Origin of the sequence: Tautonia marina (genome assembly GCF_009177065.1) — a bacterium.
GTDB classification, from domain to species: domain Bacteria; phylum Planctomycetota; class Planctomycetia; order Isosphaerales; family Isosphaeraceae; genus Tautonia; species Tautonia marina.
In genome coordinates, this window is record NZ_WEZF01000024.1 from 94,917 (window position 1) to 112,222 (window position 17,306).

A 17,306-nucleotide genomic window follows, 5' to 3' on the forward strand; every position below is an offset into this window, starting at 1 on the left:
TCTGTTCGAGACGATCGCCCATGCAGTGGTCCGACCTTTCGTTCCGGCCGGCCGACCGCATGCTCCGCCAGTTTGCCGGACTCTGGTTGCTGGTCTTCGGGGGGCTCGCGGCCTGGCATGGGCTGGTTCTCGAGCACCAAACGAGGGGCCTGGTCCTCGCCGGCCTGGCGGTCACGGTCGGATTGGCTGGCCTGGTCCGGCCGGGATCGGTCCGGCCGATCTATGTGGCCTGGAGCGTCCTGGCGTTCCCGATCGGCTGGACGGTTTCCCGACTGATCCTGGCGGTGGTCTACTACGGCGTCTTCACGCCCGTGGGCCTCGGGCTTCGGCTCCTGGGCCGGGATCCCTTGTTGCTGCGCCCGCCAGGCGATCGAGACACCAACTGGATCGCGATCCCCGCCACGGACGACCCCCGGCGTTATTTCGATCAGTTCTGATGTGATGGAATGAAATCCCCTCTGTTCGAAAATGGACCCTTGATGATGAGCACCCCGCGCGACGCGTCGAAGCCGACCGGCCCGACCTCCTTTGAACACCTGAGTGCCGAGGCCGGCCACGGCACGCTGACCGGCGAGTTCCTGGCCTTCTTGCGGTACAACAAGAAGTGGTGGCTTCTGCCGATCCTGGTGGTTCTGGCAGCAATCGGGCTACTGGTCGCCCTTTCGGGCTCGGCCGCCGCGCCGTTTATCTACACCCTGTTCTGAACCCGATCGCGCGGGGTCGCCCGGTCAGGGGGAGGAGGCGAGCCGCCTCCGCCCGGCCTGGGCTTCGGGATGGTTGGGATCGATCCGCAAGGCCGTCCGGTAATGCTCCCGGGCGGCCTCGCGGCGCCCGAGGAGTTCCTCGGCCCGGCCCAGATTGCTCAGGATCGCCGGATCGTTCCCGTTGAGCTGGATCGCCCGGGCGAACCAATCGGTCGCCTCCACCAGTCGACCGAGCCGGGAATACGCCACCCCGATCCGGTTGAGGTTGGCCACGGCATTGGGCGCCCTTTTCCAGACGGCCTCCAGGTGGACCAGGGCCGCCTCGGGGTTCCCGGTGTCGAGGAGCAAGGCACCGAGCCCTTCGTGCGCGGGAATCGACGCCGGATCGAGGGCCAGCGCCCGGCGGAACGAGGCCGCCGCCTCCTCCGGCCGACCCATCGCGGCCCGGTAGCGACCGGCCAGGGACCAGCCCTCCGGGTCATCGCCCGAGAGGTCGAGTCCCTCCAGCACGCGCTTCAGCGCCTGCTCGGGCTGGCCGAGGTACTCGAGGAGCCCCGAGAGGGCGTACAGCTCCCGGGCGTAGCGTGGGCCGTCGATTCCGGCTTCGACCGTGGCGGTGACCGCGGCGATCGTCGCCTCGCCCCAGTCCTCGACCGGTTGCACAACCCCTGCGGTCGCCATCGCCTCAAGCAGGTCGAGGGCGAGCCGCCGGTGGGGCTCAACCTTCAGGTGGACGTGGTCGAAGAACGCCTCCTCGCCGGGAATCTGATCCGGGGATCGCGCGGTCAGCAGCGCCTCGGCATCGACCAGGGGAACGCCCCGCGCTGCGGCGACGCGGCGGATCGCCTCGTTGGTGGCCGAAAGGGCTCGGAGCGAACAGATGTCCTCCTCCCTGGCCCGGAGGAAACGGTCCCGGGCCGCCTCGGTCTGGCCCAGCGCATCGAGTGCCTGGCCGGATCGGTAGAGCAGTTCCGCGTGCTGGTCGTCGATCGCCTCGGCCCGGGCAAAGGCCTCGCGCGCCGCCTCGGAATCGCCGGCCGCCAGGGCGGCGGTGCCGGCGTCGAAGTGCGTCTGCCAGTCGCGGAGCTGCTCGGGGCCGAGCCCGGCGCGGTGCTCGCTCTTGATCGGGGCGAAGTCGCGGAGGTTCGATGGAGTGGTGACCAGGATGAGCCCCGCCCCCCGGGATTCGGCCAGGTCAACCATCGCCTGCAAGGTGGCCTCGAAGTGGGCCAGGACCTCGGCATGGAAGGCCGGGTCACGGGTGTAGGCCTCGGGGCCTACCGCGTTGATCGGAATACGGGTCACCTCGTCCTGCAGGCCGGCGGCGCGGTGGGTCGGATCGGGGGGGCCGAGCAGTCCCACGCGGTCAAGCCCTTGCTGGATCACCGTCGCCGTGCGGGTCTGATGGATGAGCCCCCCTGCCCCGCGGAGCCAGCCGGGCGTCGCGAGCACGTCGGCATAGGTCCGGCGTTCGAGAAACTCGTTGTGCCCCATGTAGACGACGAACAGGTCCGGCTCGAAGCGGCTGAGTTCCTCCATCAGGCCCCGGACGCGGTAGCTCGCGTAACTGATGGCGCCGGCGTTGATCACCTCCCAGTCGCGGGACGGATCGGCCGCCGGCAGGAAGGCGCGGAGCCAACCGGGAAAGGCCGTGTGATCGAAGAAGGGCCGGCCGTAGGTCGTCGAGCCCCCGAGGCAAACGATCCGGTACGAGCCCGCCGGTTTCGTCTCGGGGAAGCTCACCGGGTTGAGCACCTCGGCCCGATTCTCCGCGACCCGGACCATCCGGGTGCCATCGGGTTCGGTCACCGTCTCGAAGTGAGGGATCCGGGGCGTGAAGCCGGCATAGGGATCACGCCCGCTGGCCGCCGTGCGGATGCCGAGGACGGCCAGGGCCAGTTCCAGAACAGCCAGGAGGCCGACGGTCACGATCGCCGAAAAGAGGAGCTTCTTGCGGAGTGGCAATCCGGTCGGCTGAGATCGGGGGGCGTTCGCTGGGGGCGGCGAACCGGCCTGCGGAGGTCCGGGCCGATCGGCGGCGGGCCCTCGGGGGCGCTTCCCCGAGACAGGACGGCGTCGAGCGGGACGGGCCATGAGGTTGTTGCTCCTGGGGGTTCGTCGAGTCGCGAAAGCGGGCTCGGTGCGCCGCGGTGCGCCCATCGGGTGCGCCGCGGTGCGCTGGGATCGATCAGGCGATTTTCCTGGTGTCACAACGCGTTACAACGAATCGACCGGGTTCGATTGGGGGAATTCGGTTCCCGGGGTTTGGGTTCGATTCGCGGCGGTGTCTCGGCGCCTGTTGGGTTCGTTTCGCGGCGGCAATGGAGGGTGAAGAGAGCCATTCCTGATAAGGCCCGCGCGGTCGGGAGGCCCACGATGCCAGAGGGCGCGTGGACTTGGGTTCGTTTCGCGCTGACTATTTCTCAGGGAAAGGCCGTAAGGACATCGGGTCGGATTGCCAAAGAGGAGGGCCACGTGTCCGTCGTCCCAGGCGTTCGCCTGAGCGATTGGACGAGACCACGACGAGATCATCGGGAATTGTCCCATCGGCAGTCACTCGAAATCCGTCGAGTGCCGAAACGCGCGGGGCTCGGGTCAACTTGGTACGGTATGGTCATCCGCTCCCGGGTCTTCGGTCGTGCAAGGTTTCCAGTCGACCACCTGAGTCCGAACTCGCTCTCGGACAAGAGATGCTGGGAGATGGCTCATCGTTCGGGTCGGAATTCCGCCCCCCGGTGATGGATCGAGGCCCGAACGAACACGACCCCCGGCGTGGGGTGCGCCGGGGGTCGTGTCGTTAGGGGATCAGGGTTGGGCAACTGCGGCCAACGGGTGGGTGTCAGGCCCGGGCCAGCTTGCGGCGACGCAGGCTATAGCCCAGCATGGCCAGGCCGCTCAGGCCAGCGATGGCGAAGGTCGAGGGCTCGGGGACGATAACTCGGGCAGTGTCCGCCGTGATGACATAACCAGCGAAATCGCCCGAATCGACGTTGGCTGCCGTGACGTCCAGCGGCGAAGGAGTGGAGAGGAAGTCTTTATTGTGCGCCCAGACCGCACCATCTCCCGTGCCTCCACCGTCTTTCGCATAGAAATTACCCCAAACCGGCGTTTGAAGGCTCCGGAAACTGAACGACGCCGGGTTGGTGTCCGCAATGTTCAGCTTGATCCCGAAAAGGTCTGCGGGCATTCCGGGATTGCCTTGAGCTTCGGTATGGGTCTTGATCGAGTTGTTCAGGGAGTCACCATCGAAGGTGAAGTTATTCAAATTGACACCGAAAATCCCCCACTGATCGTCCAAGATGTTCTGGCTCAGCTGAACGACCACGTGGCTGAGGTTGCCGCCCACCAAGGGGGTGGTGATCGAGTAGGTGTACTTGAAGACTTGGAACAGGTCAGAACCTACGAGCTGCGTGCCGTCCTTCTCGACCATGGTGGTGATCGAGAAACCGCCGTCACTCCAGACTCCAGCGGCGGGATTCCACACCAGTTCAGTGTTACTTCCAGTGGTTCCGGTCGTCGTTCGGGTCACGGAAAGCGGATACGCCGACGCTACCCCCGGCGCAAGCAGCAAAACACCCATGGCGGCGACAAGCCGCAGGGTTCCGAATGATTGAAGTCGTTGCTGGACCAAGGCACTCATCGCTATGACTCCTTGAATTGAACACTCGCACGCGAACAGGCGATTACCGGAACGCCGGCACATCGTAATGATCCAGTGCATTCGGCTCTCAACCGGATGCTTGCACACCCTCCGGACGTTCCGCACCGGAGAGGGAGACCACCAGAACAGCAGGGCCGGATCGCCACGCTACTCTACTGAACGACCAGCCGATGCGGAGACTGTTTCGCAAAGCCTCTCAGAACCGTAGCTGGTGATCATTCCGTGTTCCGTGATATCACCAATCGCATCCCAATTCAACAAAAAATTTTGATATTTCCTCAACTTTAACATGGCGTGATTATTTGCATTTTTCTGACACAAGCCGCCGATTCCTGATAAGTTTGGCCATCAGCCGATCCAGCTCGTCCGTGGACCTGACGCTCCCTTGAACCTGTTCCATCCCCAAGTGCGGCGCCGGAGGACCTCCCTCAATACAACGATCGCCTCGGCTCCTGCCCTCCTGGACGAGAGGACACGAACCGGACGATCGTGCGTCAACCGGGTGGCGTTCGTCCGGGGAAAAACGCCTGACGTGTGATACCCCACGAATCTCGTGGACAGGCCATGCCGAACAGTCTCCCGCCGACGTAGCCTCGACGTCACTCAGGCTCGGGCCATCTTACGGCGACGCAGCCCCAGGCCCAGCATCGCCAGGCCGCTCAGGCCGGCGATGGCGAAGGTCGAGGGCTCGGGGACGGCGGCAAGAACATTCTGGCCATTGGCGAGTCTAACGGTCTCGGTACCACTACTGTTGAGCGTGACGTTTTGGTAGAAGCCTAGACCGTCATGTCGTCGCACAGTACCTTCATTCCACGACAATTTCAGCAGTGTTTCGACATTGCTGAGCGTCGTGGCAGTGAACCCCGAGTCGACACGGAATCCGGCGTTCGTGCCGTTAATCGTGTTGATATTTCCCTCGGCAGTAGCTCCAGCATCATAAACGATTTCCCAGATCGCGAGCTGAACCGCTGCCTGCTTCTCGTGCGTCGTACCGCCGACCAATTGCTCACCGTAACGAACCAGCCAAGCTGCTCGCTCCATCGCAGCGACACTAGGAGTTTTCACACTAAGCGGACTCTGACGCGGATCGGCGGTCCCGGGTGGAATGCGGTCGATGACGGTCGTGATCGCGTTCTGATTGAGATTCTCCGTAATCTCCATGCAGTACGTTCGGTAGATCGTCGACGGCGTGATTTGGCCGTAGCTGATCGACCCATCTTGATTGGTACCGCCACTGGTCGTCCTTGTAGAAAGCGCCAGCGCGTAAGTATTGTTCCGGGTCGTCAGAGACCCTCCGTCGGTCAGTCGATACTGAACAGTTCCGGTCAGCGCGCCGCTCAGAGTGGCAGTGGTTCGCACTTGATTGACGACGGGGAAGGCGGAAGCGAATGAGCTTCCGAGAAAGAGAAAGGTCAACGCGGCCGCGCCGCGCAAGAACATTCGCGACATCTTATTGATCCTTAACCTAAGGTGGAAATCAGCCTCTCAAGGGATCCCTGGGAGACTCGGTCAGTGATATCGACCTCATTTGAAGCGTGACGCACCACAATAAAGAGCATCTCTCAACGAGAAAATGCCGAAATCGATTCAAGCAAACCACAGACATCTTCCGCTCATGCCATCATTTGCTTAAATCATTCTCAAGTCTGTGGTAGGCGCCGCGCTCAAGGGAATCGACGGTCTCCTGCTTCAAGCCTTGTTGTTTGGCCATTTCGAAGGCCTCACGGGCTTCCTCAAGGTTGCCGGCGGTCTGCTGGGCCCAGGCCAGATGGAAGGAAAGCTGCGGAATGTCCGGAGCGTTGGCCAGGGCGATGCGGAGGTCCTCCAGGGCCAGCTCGACCTGACCTTTGAGGAGCCTCAGGACGGCGCGGGTGTCGAGCAAAGCCGGGACGGAGCCGGCCCGCTCGATCGCCTGCTCGATCAGTGCCAGGGCTTCGGATCCGGAGGGATCGCGGAAGCCGATCAACCAGGCCAGGTTGTTGAGAGCCTGGAGGTTGTTGGGATCGCGCCGGAGCGCGTCCCGGTAGCGTGACTCGGCCTCGGGGTAGTTCTCCTGGAGCGTGCGAAGGACCGCAAGCTGGACCAGGAGAGGACCGGAGTCCGGGTCAACGGTCAAGGCGTCGAGCAGCCAGCGCTCGACCTGTTCGTAGTGGGCGTCGGCGGCCTCGGGGTTCAGGGCCAGGGCGCTGACGGCGAGTTCGGCCAGCGCCTCGGGAGGCACGTCGGCCCGCAGGGTGTCGCAGAGGGAGAGGGCCTCGTTGGTGCGGCCCTGCTGAGCCAGGAAGGCGACCAGGGCCAGCCGGCGCGTCTTTTCCTCGGGGTCCTGGTCGATGAAGGCCTGATAGGCGGCCTCGGCCTGCTCGGGGAAGTCGAGCTGGTCGAAGAGGTTGGCGATCGACCCGATCTCGTCGGGGTGGCTTTCGGCGTAGCGTTCGATCAGGGCGGCCGCGTCCGGATCGTTGCCGCGTTCCTTGAGCAGGCGGGCGTCGAGGGCGACGACCTGGAGCGTTTCCCCCAGCAGGGTGTGGAGCTGCGGGATGCGGCGGCCGGCCTCGTCCAGGTCTCCCTGATCGAGCAGAAGGCTGATGAAGAAGATGAGGGGCCGAGGGTCGCGGGAGACGGGGTTGTCGACAATTCGGGTCAGGACCGAGCGGCTGGCCTGCCAGTCTCCCCCGGCGCCGTGGAGCATGGCCAGGAGGAACTGCTCGTTGGGTTCGAGCGCCCGGTTCTGGTCGAGCTGCTTGAGGGCGTCGATCGATTCCTGCCGGCGGCTGGGCCGCATCGAGAGGAGGATGGCCCGCATCTTCTGGTCGTCGAAGCTGTAGGGGTTCTCTTCGAGGTTGGTCCGGACGATTTCGAGGGCCTCGTCGACCTGGGCCAGGTCGCCGGATTGCAGGAGCATCATGCTCCGCATGCGGTTGGCCCAGGCGAGGTCGGCCTCGGTGGCCTTCAGCCCGGGATCTCGGACGCGTTCCAGCAGGGCGTTGGCCCGTTCGGAATCGCCATTCCGCACGGTGAACTCGATGACCGACCGCAAGGTGCCGAGGTCGTCGGGCCGCTTGCGGAGCGCCTCCTCGAAGGTCTTACGCGCCTCGTCGGTCTCGCCCAGGAGATCCTGGAGCCGGGCGAGGGTCAGCTCGCGCTGGTCGGCCGCGACGGCCTGAGGGGCCTCGGTGAGCATCGCCCGGACGCGGTCGTCCTGACCGCGCCGCAACTGGCATTCGGCGTACGAGAGCCATGCGGTCGGATCGGCCGGGCTGAGTTCGAGGGCCCGGCGGAGGACCGGCTCGGCGTCGTCGTAGCGACCGGAATAGACCATCATGCGGCCGACGAACAGGTGATCGGCGGCGTTGGTGGAATCCTCCGGGAGGATGCGACGGGCCAGGGCGATTCCCCGGTCCACCTCGCCGCGCCGCAGGGCGTTCATGGCCTCGATGAGCGTCAGGTCGGCCAGGCCGGCGTTGCGGCGTTCGAGGATCCCGGCAACGCGATCGATCGTGTCGAACTGCTGCTGCTGGTAGAGCAGGCCGACGAGCCGGCGGGCCAGGGTCGGCTGATTGGCGCCGCGCTCGATGGCGAGCAGGTAGTTCTGGGTGGCCGCGTCGATCTGGCCTTCGCGTTCGGCGATCTGGGCGGTGATGGCGTAGCTGCCCCACCACTCGGGAGACCGGACGTTGATCTCGCGGGCCCGGTCGCGGGCGGTCCGGAGGGCGTTGGCATCGCCCCGGGAGGCGAGGTCGAGCATCAGGATCGCCTCGGCGTAGCGCCAGAGGAGGCCGTCGGGACCTTCGATCCGACGCATGGCGTCGACGTGATCGCGGACCTCGTCCGGCTCGGCGGCGGCCAGGGCGAGGTCGATCAGGACCATCCGGAGGCGGATGTTGTCGGGCTGGGCCTCGGCAAGCTGTTTCCAGAGGGACCGCGATTGTTCGACCTCGCCCAATCGCAGGAACGCCACGGCGAGGGCTTCGAGCAAGGCGGGTTGATCCTCGGCGGGACGATCGGGAACCCGTGCGGCGAATTGCGTCAGGAAGGCCTTGGCCTCGTCACCGCCCTGGCGAGTCCAGTTGGCAATCCGTTCGAGGTCGATCGAGCGGGCGGCGCCGTGCTGCGCTTCGGCCTGGTCGAGCAGCTTGAGGGCAGTGCCAGAGTTCCCCTGGCGTTCCGCCATCCGAGCCTGAGCGATGGGAACGCGCCAGTCGTCGGGATCGCGCCGGACGAGGCTGGCCAGGACCTCCTGAGCCCTGGTCACCTGATCCTGAGCGAGCAGCAGGTCGACGCGCAGAAGGTCGACATCGGTCTTCGACTCGGGAAGGACGCGTTCAGCCAGCGCGAGCCGTTCTTCGGCTTCGCGCCAGTTCCGCTCGGCCGGAGCCTTTTGCAGGTTCTGCTGGATCAAGAGGCGGACGAGGTCGAGCTGCGATTCGGGCCGTTCCTCCAGGAGCATGAGGTGGAGCAGGAAGGCCGCTTCGGGATTGCCGTCGTTCTCGAGCCGACGGGCCAGTTCCAGACGAGCGACCGGGGCCGTTGTGCCCCGTTCGGCGGCCTGCCGGAGGGCAGCGACCTGCTGGTCGTCGGCCCCGAGGCGGCCGTGACACTCGGCCAGCATCAGGTCGAGTCGCCCGACCAGGTCCGGGAGTCCTGCGAGGAGCCGCCGGGCGGTATTGATCTGCCGGATCGCCCTGGCCCACTGCTGGTCATGGAACAGCACACGCGCTTCGAGATAGCGGGTGAATCCCTCGGCCATGCCTCGTTTTTTGAGATCGAGGATCATGGCATTGAGTTCGTCGTCGGAGGGGGATTCCGCCCCAGCAGGATCCTGATCCTGGACGCGCTGGCTGATCAGGGCATCGACGAGGAAGAAGCGGATTTCGAGATCGTCGGGGAGGGACTCGACCCCTTGTTCCAGAATTGCCACGGCCTGTTCGGGCTTCTGGTCCTGGGTTTCCAGTGACGCAGCGGCGAGGTAGAGGTCCGGTTGATCCGGGTTGGTCTCGATCGCATGCCGCAGGTGAGACCGAGCGGTGTTGCGGTCCTCATTGCGTTCGGCCAGCAGGGCTGCGGCGAGCAGAACCTCGTCGTCGTCGGGTGCGGCCTGGAGGGCAAAGGTGACATCCTCAGGGTCCGAATCCAGCTCATACTGCTCCTGATATTGCCAGCGGAGCAGGCGAGCACGGGCCGACTCGGGGTTCGCCTCGACCATCTGCGCGATCACCGCGTCGGCATCGGCCGGTCGCTCCAGGCGATCCCGCAGGACTCTTGCCAGTTCCAGACTCGCGTCAACGGTACCCGGATCATGTTCTAATGCCTTGCGGAACCAGGTTTCCGCCTCACGGAAGCGGGCGAGGCCAACCTCGCAACGACCGAGCTGGGCTTCCAGTTCCGCGGCGGTGCTCTGCTGATCGGGATCGTCGGGATTCACCGCCTCGTACAGCAGATTGAGATGGCGCCGGGCCTCCTCGAAGTTGCCCATCTCCAGGGCGAGGTCGACGCATCGGCGGCGGAGTTCCTCGTCGTCGGGTACGAATCGCAGGGCCTGTTCCAGGACCTGGAAGACCTGTCGCGAGTTGGTCTGCTCGGCATCGCGGCGGTCGACGATCCGGGCATAGAGCGCCCAGGCCTCAGGATCGTCGCGCTCGAATTGAAGGAAGCGCTCGAGGTGTTCGACGGCGAGGTCCAGATCCCCTGCGGACTCCGCGTTCCGGGCATAGTCGAGCAGCCCGCTCGCCTGGCTTTGCACCTGGCGGCCGTGGATGAGGTACACGCCCAGCCCTGTAACGACGGCAATCGTCAGCAGAACGAGGAAGAAGATCCAGTTGAATCGTCTCATATGAAGATTCGTCTTTGCAATGCAGAATTCGGAGCGGTAAAGCCGACCACACCAAACACCTAGGCCACCGCAACTACCATCATCGAGTGCATTCGAGCGTCATTGCGGTTTCAAACTACTGCGAGCCGGTCCGTCATGACAAGCAGGAACTGAAGAAAATCTCAGTCCACGAGCGAAAACGAGGCGAGTGCGTTGCGACGAGTCAACACATCTTGTGCTATATCGATCGCACGCTCGAACCGTCTTCCGCTTAGCAAAGCGGTCAGCCGGGAGCGGCTTCGGGCGATGCCCACATACGTTCTCAGCCGGCTGGGCTGTTTCAAGGGAAGTCGGGGCTGATCCGGATCGAATTCCCAGGGGTGAAAATAAAGCATGACTGCTTGGTTTTGCGCCGAGCAACGCGCCTGATCAATCGCATGACGCATCCAGGACCCAGGGAGGAGTCGGAAGTATCCTCCCCCCCCAATTGGCAGAGTGAGGCGACCGACTTGCAGGGTGGCCGGGGGGAGTTCGAGGATCTCGTGGTGTTCACCACGTGCCAAAAACGGGGTTCGGGGAGCGCTCGGGACTCCGTACCGATCATGGTGAATGGGATAAATCGACGAATCGTAGCGCAGTCCGGAACTCGCCAGGATGTCGATCGCCCAGGCCGTCTTCCGAACCACACTGAACGTGGGAGCTCGGTAGCCAAGCACGGGTTCCCCGGTCACGTCTTGGAGCGCATCGAGACTCATCCGGAGATCGTCCTGGAAGGTCTCGGGAGTCATGGAATGGAGGCGCTGATGGTTCCACCCGTGACTGGCAACCTCGTGTCCTGCCCGGTGAATGGCCCGAACGAGGTCCGGTTTCGATCGGGCAATCGTGCCGAGAATGAAGAAGGTCGCACGGATCTCCTGGCGGTCCAACTCTGCCAGAATCCACTCAGTGGTTGCGACCATGCGTTGCGCATAGAGGGACCGGAGCGTGGGATCGAGGGTCAGCCCAACAGCGGCCTCAATCCGGTCGTGCTCCTCGATGTCGAAGCTGACAATGAAGGGGCCTGAAATGGTCGATACCGAACGGTACTCGGCAGACTCGACAATGGCTGTCTCGGACGTTGTGAAGTTCAATCGAGACGGTTGCGGCAGCACCAGGCAGAACTCCTTCTCACGGAAGCTTTACCGATCCGAAGCCGGTGGGTTCACACTTCAGCTGAACGCCCATCTGGGACGGAGGAAGACACCGGAGGCGAACCGATCCCCTCGAGTCCGCACCAACGCGACCTCTGGGAACAACACGATTTCGAACCTGTACCGGCTTCCGTGACGCGCCGCAAGCGGACACGAATAATGAAGATAAGGCCAAGCTTCTGAATTTAAAGTCAACAATCAAATGGTTATTATAATTATTTATTAGCAAACATTTGCATTAAATCCAATTTAACCCGGCCTGCACCACAGTCCCACGCAAACGGCAGACCAATCTCCTGAGGCTACAATCCCAACATCCTTCCTAACCCAAGGAATTACATCGGCCAGACGGAGTGGATGCGAGCTCGACATCGATCACACCGGCAACGGAAGTGCTTGCCGGAACGGCACTAAGAACTCGCTTGACCCATGAACCAATGACCGCGAGGCGACAAACGTGCAATCATCTGATGAATCGCGTTTCTTTTTTTCAACATCGGTCGTTTCACGGTTTACGACCGATTGCCATGAATGAGCGAGCAACGTATAACCGTTCCCCAGATCGTGTAATCATTCGCCCCAGTGTTCGTGTGAGCGAATGTGTCCCAACGCTTTTTGTGAAGGACACACATCCCCGGCCACACCGCTGGAAAGACGACTTTTCTTCGACCACCCCTGCTCTCCACTCAGCGAATCCGCCACCCAATCAAGCTGCGATTGCAACACCAATCCAATGCATTTCAAATGCATTTATCTATGCGACACGCAGGGGTTTGGCTGCAGGGAATTGCACCACAGACTTTATTCGACCATCTCATGAATCGCACGACCTTGCCTCGCTTGCCTCGTCGACCGAGAAGTTCGCCAGCCACTTCTGGAACTTCCTCGAATTTTCGTTTCCAACACCTTGTTAACCATCCTCGCGCTCTATGGTTCTCCCAGAAGTGAGTTGCGTTCGTGTTGTGCTGGTTCCGTTGCTGTGGACCGGCCCGGAGAGACGTTGGGACTCGGCACGAAGACGACCGAGCCTTTCCGACACGACCCACCACACGACTTTATGACGTCTGTCCACTAACACTGAGCCAAACCTGGGATCAGTGCCGATCCCGGTCCGCGCCCACTTGCGAGGTCATCCGATGAGCCGCCCTAACCGCCTTCGTGTTCGTCGTGCCAAGATGCTGAACCTGGAACCTCTTGAGCCGAAAACCTTACTGAGCAGTTCGGGCTTCGCGGCGCATTTTGACTTCGGGCTCGAGTCGTCTCCCGCCGACGAAAACTTCATCAAGACCCCAAAGTACACCTACAATCAAGAACGCGGATTTGGATGGCAGTCAACGCGTGGCCTCGGTTCGATTGATCGGGGTGAACCGAACGACTTACTTCGGGATTTCCACCAGGGCCGCGATCACACCTTCATGGTTGATGTACCAGTTGGTGTTTACGATGTGACACCGACGCTGGGAGATGCTCAAGCTGCTCGTGACCAGATTTCACTCTGGATCGAGGGAGACCAGGTCGCCTCCAACGTTCGTACCTCAAAAGGTGAATACGCGAGTCCAACGTTTCGCGTCATTGTCGCAGACGGCCAGTTGAACATGCGGTTGGCTGATCAGGGAGGGGTCAACTCGACGTTCGCACTCAATGCGCTGAGTGTGGTCGAAGTCACCCCACTGCTGATCGATGCCGGAGCAGACAGAACGGGGATGGAAGGCAAACCAATCAGTTTCGAGGCAACCGCATCCGGCGCAGGTCCTTTCGAGATTGTCTGGGAGTTCGGTGACGGTTCGACGCAGACCGGCTCGCTGACGCCGACCCATACTTACCTGGACAATGGAACCTACACCGCGACCGTACGGGTGACTGACGCCTACGGCATCACGTCAACCGACTCGTTGAAGGTCACAGTCGATAACGTGGCACCCGCGGCATCGCTTTCCGGTCCCTCCTCAGGCCAAGCCTTTGTCCCGCTGCAATTCGCTGCCTCGGCCACCGATTCCAGTCCCATCGATCAGTCCGCAGGCTTCGACTATCGCTGGCTCTTCGGCGACGGGACCCAAGCGATCGGCCAGAACGTCTCCCACACCTTTGCCGAGGCCGGGACCTTTACGATCACGATGACGGCGACCGACAAGGACGGGGGATCCACCACCGTCTCCACGACGACCACGATCGCTGCTTCCGCGAACACGGCACCGCTCCTGGATCCCGTCGGTGACCAGGAGATCGATGAGCTGACCGAGCTGACCTTCGTCGTCACCGCCAGCGACCAGGACGTTCCCGCCCACGGCTTAACCTTCAGCCTCCGCGACGCCCCCCAGGGCGCATCCATCGACCCCTCAACCGGTGTCTTCTCCTGGACCCCGACCGAAGCCCAGGGCCCCGCGTCCTACAGCGTCATCCTCCAGGTCAGTGATGGCCAGCTCACCGATCAGGAAACGATCACGGTTCGCGTCAACGAAGTCAACGCCGCTCCCGTCCTCACCCCGATCAGCAATCAGAGCGCCACCACCGACACCGAACTCCGCTTCCAGGCGGTTGCCACCGACCCCGATCTCCCGGCCCAGATTCTGACTTACAGCCTCCAGAACGCCCCCGACGGCGCTTCCATCGATCCCGCCACGGGCCAGTTCTCCTGGATCCCCACCACCAGCCAGATCGCGACGCACTCCATGACCGTCCTCGTGAGCGACGGTCAGGCCACCGCTAGCCAGTCCTTCACCGTCACCGTCCACGCTCCGCTGCCTGCCAACACCATCCTCATCGACCAGGCCTGGCTAGCCGCCCGCGGTGACGGCCCCTACTACCTGGACCAGGCCGACACCACCTACGTACTGCAAACCGACGTGACCGTCGAGGGGACCGCGTTCATCGTATTGAACAGTAACATCACCTTTGATCTCAACGGCCACACGATTACCTACGGCAACAGCGCCCCGATCCATGTGCCCAATGCCGGCTTCGAGGACGGCAGTTCGCCGACTGACGCCCCCGGCTGGGATCTGTCGCAGGCCCCGTCAGTACTTCGTGCCCCTGCTCGCGAGGGGATGTGGGGCACGTCGATGCTCCGGTTCGAGGCAATCCAGGCGCCGGAGACCATCGTCTCCGAGGTGCTTGATCTACCCTCGGCCGGAGTCGAGTATACCGCCGCGGTTTCGATCAAGGGACGCTGGGGTTCTTACGTCACCTTGTCCATCCTCGACGCGAAGACGGGGTCAGTCCTCGCCAGCTCTCGGACCCGAGCCGATGGAGGACGCACCGCGCTGGCCACCCTCGTTCCCCCGACCGCCATGTCCGTCCGACTGGCCATCACCGCCGAACCTCCCGAGGGGGAGTCGGACACGATCGACCTCGATTTCGTGGAGGTTTCTCGCGCCCGCGAATCCGGCATCGTCGCAACACCCTCAACGTATTACCTTCCGTCATACCTCCAAACCTCGCATGTAAACAACAATCGAACCAAGGTTCGCGACTTCACGGTAACGAACGGCCGAATCGTACAGGGCCCAGCGCTTGGCTATCAGGGGATCCCGCTCTACCTCCGAAGCTCCACGGGAGCAACAGTGGACAATGTGGAACTCCGAGCGGGCGGCCTGGATACCCACATGATCCACGGCCAGTGGTCCACTAACACTACGGTCCGCAACACCACGATTGTCGGGTCAATGAGTCGGGTCTCGAACCGCCAGGCTGCTTATGCTGCGGTCAATCTCTCCGCCGCAAGTGGCATTCTCCGAGTGGAGAACAATGAGGTTACCGGATCCCTCCAAATGGGAATCCTGATCTCCGGCGGATCGCTCACGGAAGTCATAGTCCACGACAATGACATTCGCCACGACGCTGTTGCAACGAACAGTTACGGCATTGTGCTCTATAATGGCCTGCGCAACTTCGAGATCTCCGGGAATACCGTGATTCCGATCAACGGCCGAGGAATTCTGCTCGACGGCGCCGGGGGAACGGGGGTGATCCAAAATGGATCGATTTATAATAATCACCTTGAGGCCCGCGAACGCCCGAATCTCGAATACAGCGCGAGCAGCATGGAAGCGACTGCCTTCCGAATGAGGAACTACTCCTCGCAATTCCGCAATATTTCGATCCACGACAACATGTTCGTCGGCGAGGCCGGTCCGGGCTTGAGCTGGGCTGCGACGGGTGCTCGAATCAGTGCCAGCAATGGCAACGGGCAGATGACTGACGCGAACATTCACTTCAACAACAACACTTTCAAGGCAATTGTCACCGAGGCGGATCCCTCACTGAGTCGCCAGGCCTGGGGTCTGACGCTCTCCGGGATTGATGCAGGTACGGGCATCACGTTCTCCGGGAACACGTTCGAGAGCAACCACATTGCGTTGAACATCGGTGACAACGACAGCTACGACGGCGTGAATGAGGATATCACGTTCTTCGCCAACACATTCCGCACATTGACCGAAGGTGCGTCGATGCCCTTCGCGAGCCTGAACGTGGGCGAGATGAAGACATCCGCCCGAAACCTCCGATTCCTGGACAACCTCTATGCCGATGGCGCTCCCGATACCGTCCGTTATGTGGGGATCAAGACCAAAGATCTCCACTTCGGACTCAGTGTCGACTTCGAGTTGATCGGCCCCGAGGGCGACGCCGTGGCCGACGGACAAGTCCGGCTCTACGATCGGGAACAGAATCTCATCTTTGAAGGAACCACGGACACGGAAGGTCGCCTCGCGTCGGTCCCGGTGGTGAACGAAATTCAACGACAGACGACCTCGGACCCGCGAGACATCACCATTGACCCGCGCGGGCCGTTCACTCTCGAAGTAACACGTGGAGATCAGACCTACCTTCGGACGCTCGAGATCACGACGAACACCGTGCGCATCACCTTCGACAACCGTCCTCAGGGGTTGCCCGACTTCTACACGGCGAGCGGGAGGACTCCACTCGTCGTCGATGCTCCTGGCGTGTTGGCCAACGACCACGGCCCGGACGGCGTCGTGATCGTCGCGGAACTGGTCGAAGGTCCCACCAACGGCACGTTGAACTTCAATCCCGATGGCTCCTTCACCTACGTCGCCAACACGAACTTCAGCGGCATCGACCAGTTCACCTACCGCCCGACCGATACCGTCACCGCCGGCGACCCGGTGATCGTCTCCATCACGGTGGAACCGCCGATCTTCGAAGATTCCGAGTTCGAGACGGTCTATACCGAGGGCTTCGACACCGGCATCTTCCCGGTAGGATGGCGGCAGTGGTCCAATCATGCTGACGATCTCATGACCGTTTCTGACGCGCGGGCTTTCAGTCCGCGTTATTCCCTCCAGTCGGATGGTGAGAGCAATACAGCCGCTCGGGCATGGGTGGACCAGGACTTCGGCCCGGACGTCCGCGTCAGCGCCAGTGTCTTTGTGGACTCGCTCGTTCCTGTCACCATCATGGCTCGCGGAATAGACCTGGAAACGGCAACGCCATCTTATTACGCGGCCGTGATCACGCGAGGATTGAAGATTGAACTGATCCGGGTCGAGAACGGGCTCACGACAACGCTAGGGACCGTCACTAGCCAGAGCTGGTTGAGTTCGAAATGGGTCCGCGTTACCCTGGAAGTCTTAGGTTCGACGGTGCGAGTTCAGGTCCAGCGACTGGACACGAACGCATACCTCGATGGCGACCGGTCGTTCCGGAGTGATCCACGATGGGCAATTGCCCTCACGGACGAGGCGTTGCAGAGATCCGGGGCGGTCGGCATCGGGCGAATCGCCCGATACGCAGGGAGCGTTCATATCGACGACTTCCAAGTTGAAAAAACCGTATAGCACCCCAGCGTGACGATTATTTAAATAAGTTTAATTGCGAGAAACGCTGCCCAGAAACAACTGGGCAGCGTTCCCAGGGCCGCCGCATCAAGCTGTTGGTCTGAGGTAGTCTGGGCGAACGTCGCTGGCGTACAACAAGGG

At 62.4% G+C, this 17,306-nt stretch carries 8 protein-coding genes; 3 read left to right on the forward strand and 5 right to left on the reverse strand.

Annotated features, from left to right (window positions below):
* Positions 1–20: 20 nt before the first annotated feature.
* Entirely contained in the window at positions 21–437 is a 417-nt protein-coding gene (locus tag GA615_RS23375; RefSeq protein WP_152053751.1) for an SxtJ family membrane protein, read from the forward strand.
* Positions 438–479: 42 nt separating this feature from the next.
* Positions 480–704: a DUF5989 family protein gene (locus GA615_RS23380; RefSeq protein WP_152053752.1), complete on the forward strand. Its 225-nt coding sequence runs from the start codon at positions 480–482 to the stop codon at positions 702–704.
* A gap of 24 nt (positions 705–728) precedes the next feature.
* Here the strand turns inward: GA615_RS23380 and GA615_RS23385 are convergent, their stop codons facing one another.
* The 5 genes from GA615_RS23385 to GA615_RS23405 all read right to left on the reverse strand — a co-directional run bounded on the left by GA615_RS23385 (position 729) and on the right by GA615_RS23405 (position 11,325).
* Positions 729–2,798 (reverse strand): tetratricopeptide repeat protein, encoded by a 2,070-nt coding sequence (locus tag GA615_RS23385; protein WP_161602507.1) that lies wholly within the window; start codon positions 2,796–2,798, stop codon positions 729–731.
* A 745-nt stretch (positions 2,799–3,543) separates the two neighbouring features.
* Entirely contained in the window at positions 3,544–4,344 is an 801-nt protein-coding gene (locus GA615_RS23390; protein ID WP_161602508.1) for a PEP-CTERM sorting domain-containing protein, read from the reverse strand.
* Between the two features lie 624 nt (positions 4,345–4,968).
* Complete coding sequence (locus GA615_RS23395; protein WP_152053755.1) at positions 4,969–5,814, reverse strand: Cys-Gln thioester bond-forming surface protein; 846 nt, start codon at positions 5,812–5,814, stop codon at positions 4,969–4,971.
* Positions 5,815–5,986: 172 nt separating this feature from the next.
* Positions 5,987–10,195 (reverse strand): tetratricopeptide repeat protein, encoded by a 4,209-nt coding sequence (locus GA615_RS23400; RefSeq protein WP_152053756.1) that lies wholly within the window; start codon positions 10,193–10,195, stop codon positions 5,987–5,989.
* A gap of 161 nt (positions 10,196–10,356) precedes the next feature.
* Positions 10,357–11,325: an XrtA system polysaccharide deacetylase gene (locus GA615_RS23405; protein ID WP_235905638.1), complete on the reverse strand. Its 969-nt coding sequence runs from the start codon at positions 11,323–11,325 to the stop codon at positions 10,357–10,359.
* A gap of 1,175 nt (positions 11,326–12,500) precedes the next feature.
* On the opposite strand from GA615_RS23405, the gene GA615_RS23410 reads away from it, so the two are divergent.
* Positions 12,501–17,165, forward strand: a complete 4,665-nt coding sequence (locus tag GA615_RS23410) for a PKD domain-containing protein (protein ID WP_152053757.1) — start codon at positions 12,501–12,503, stop codon at positions 17,163–17,165.
* Positions 17,166–17,306 lie beyond the last annotated feature (141 nt).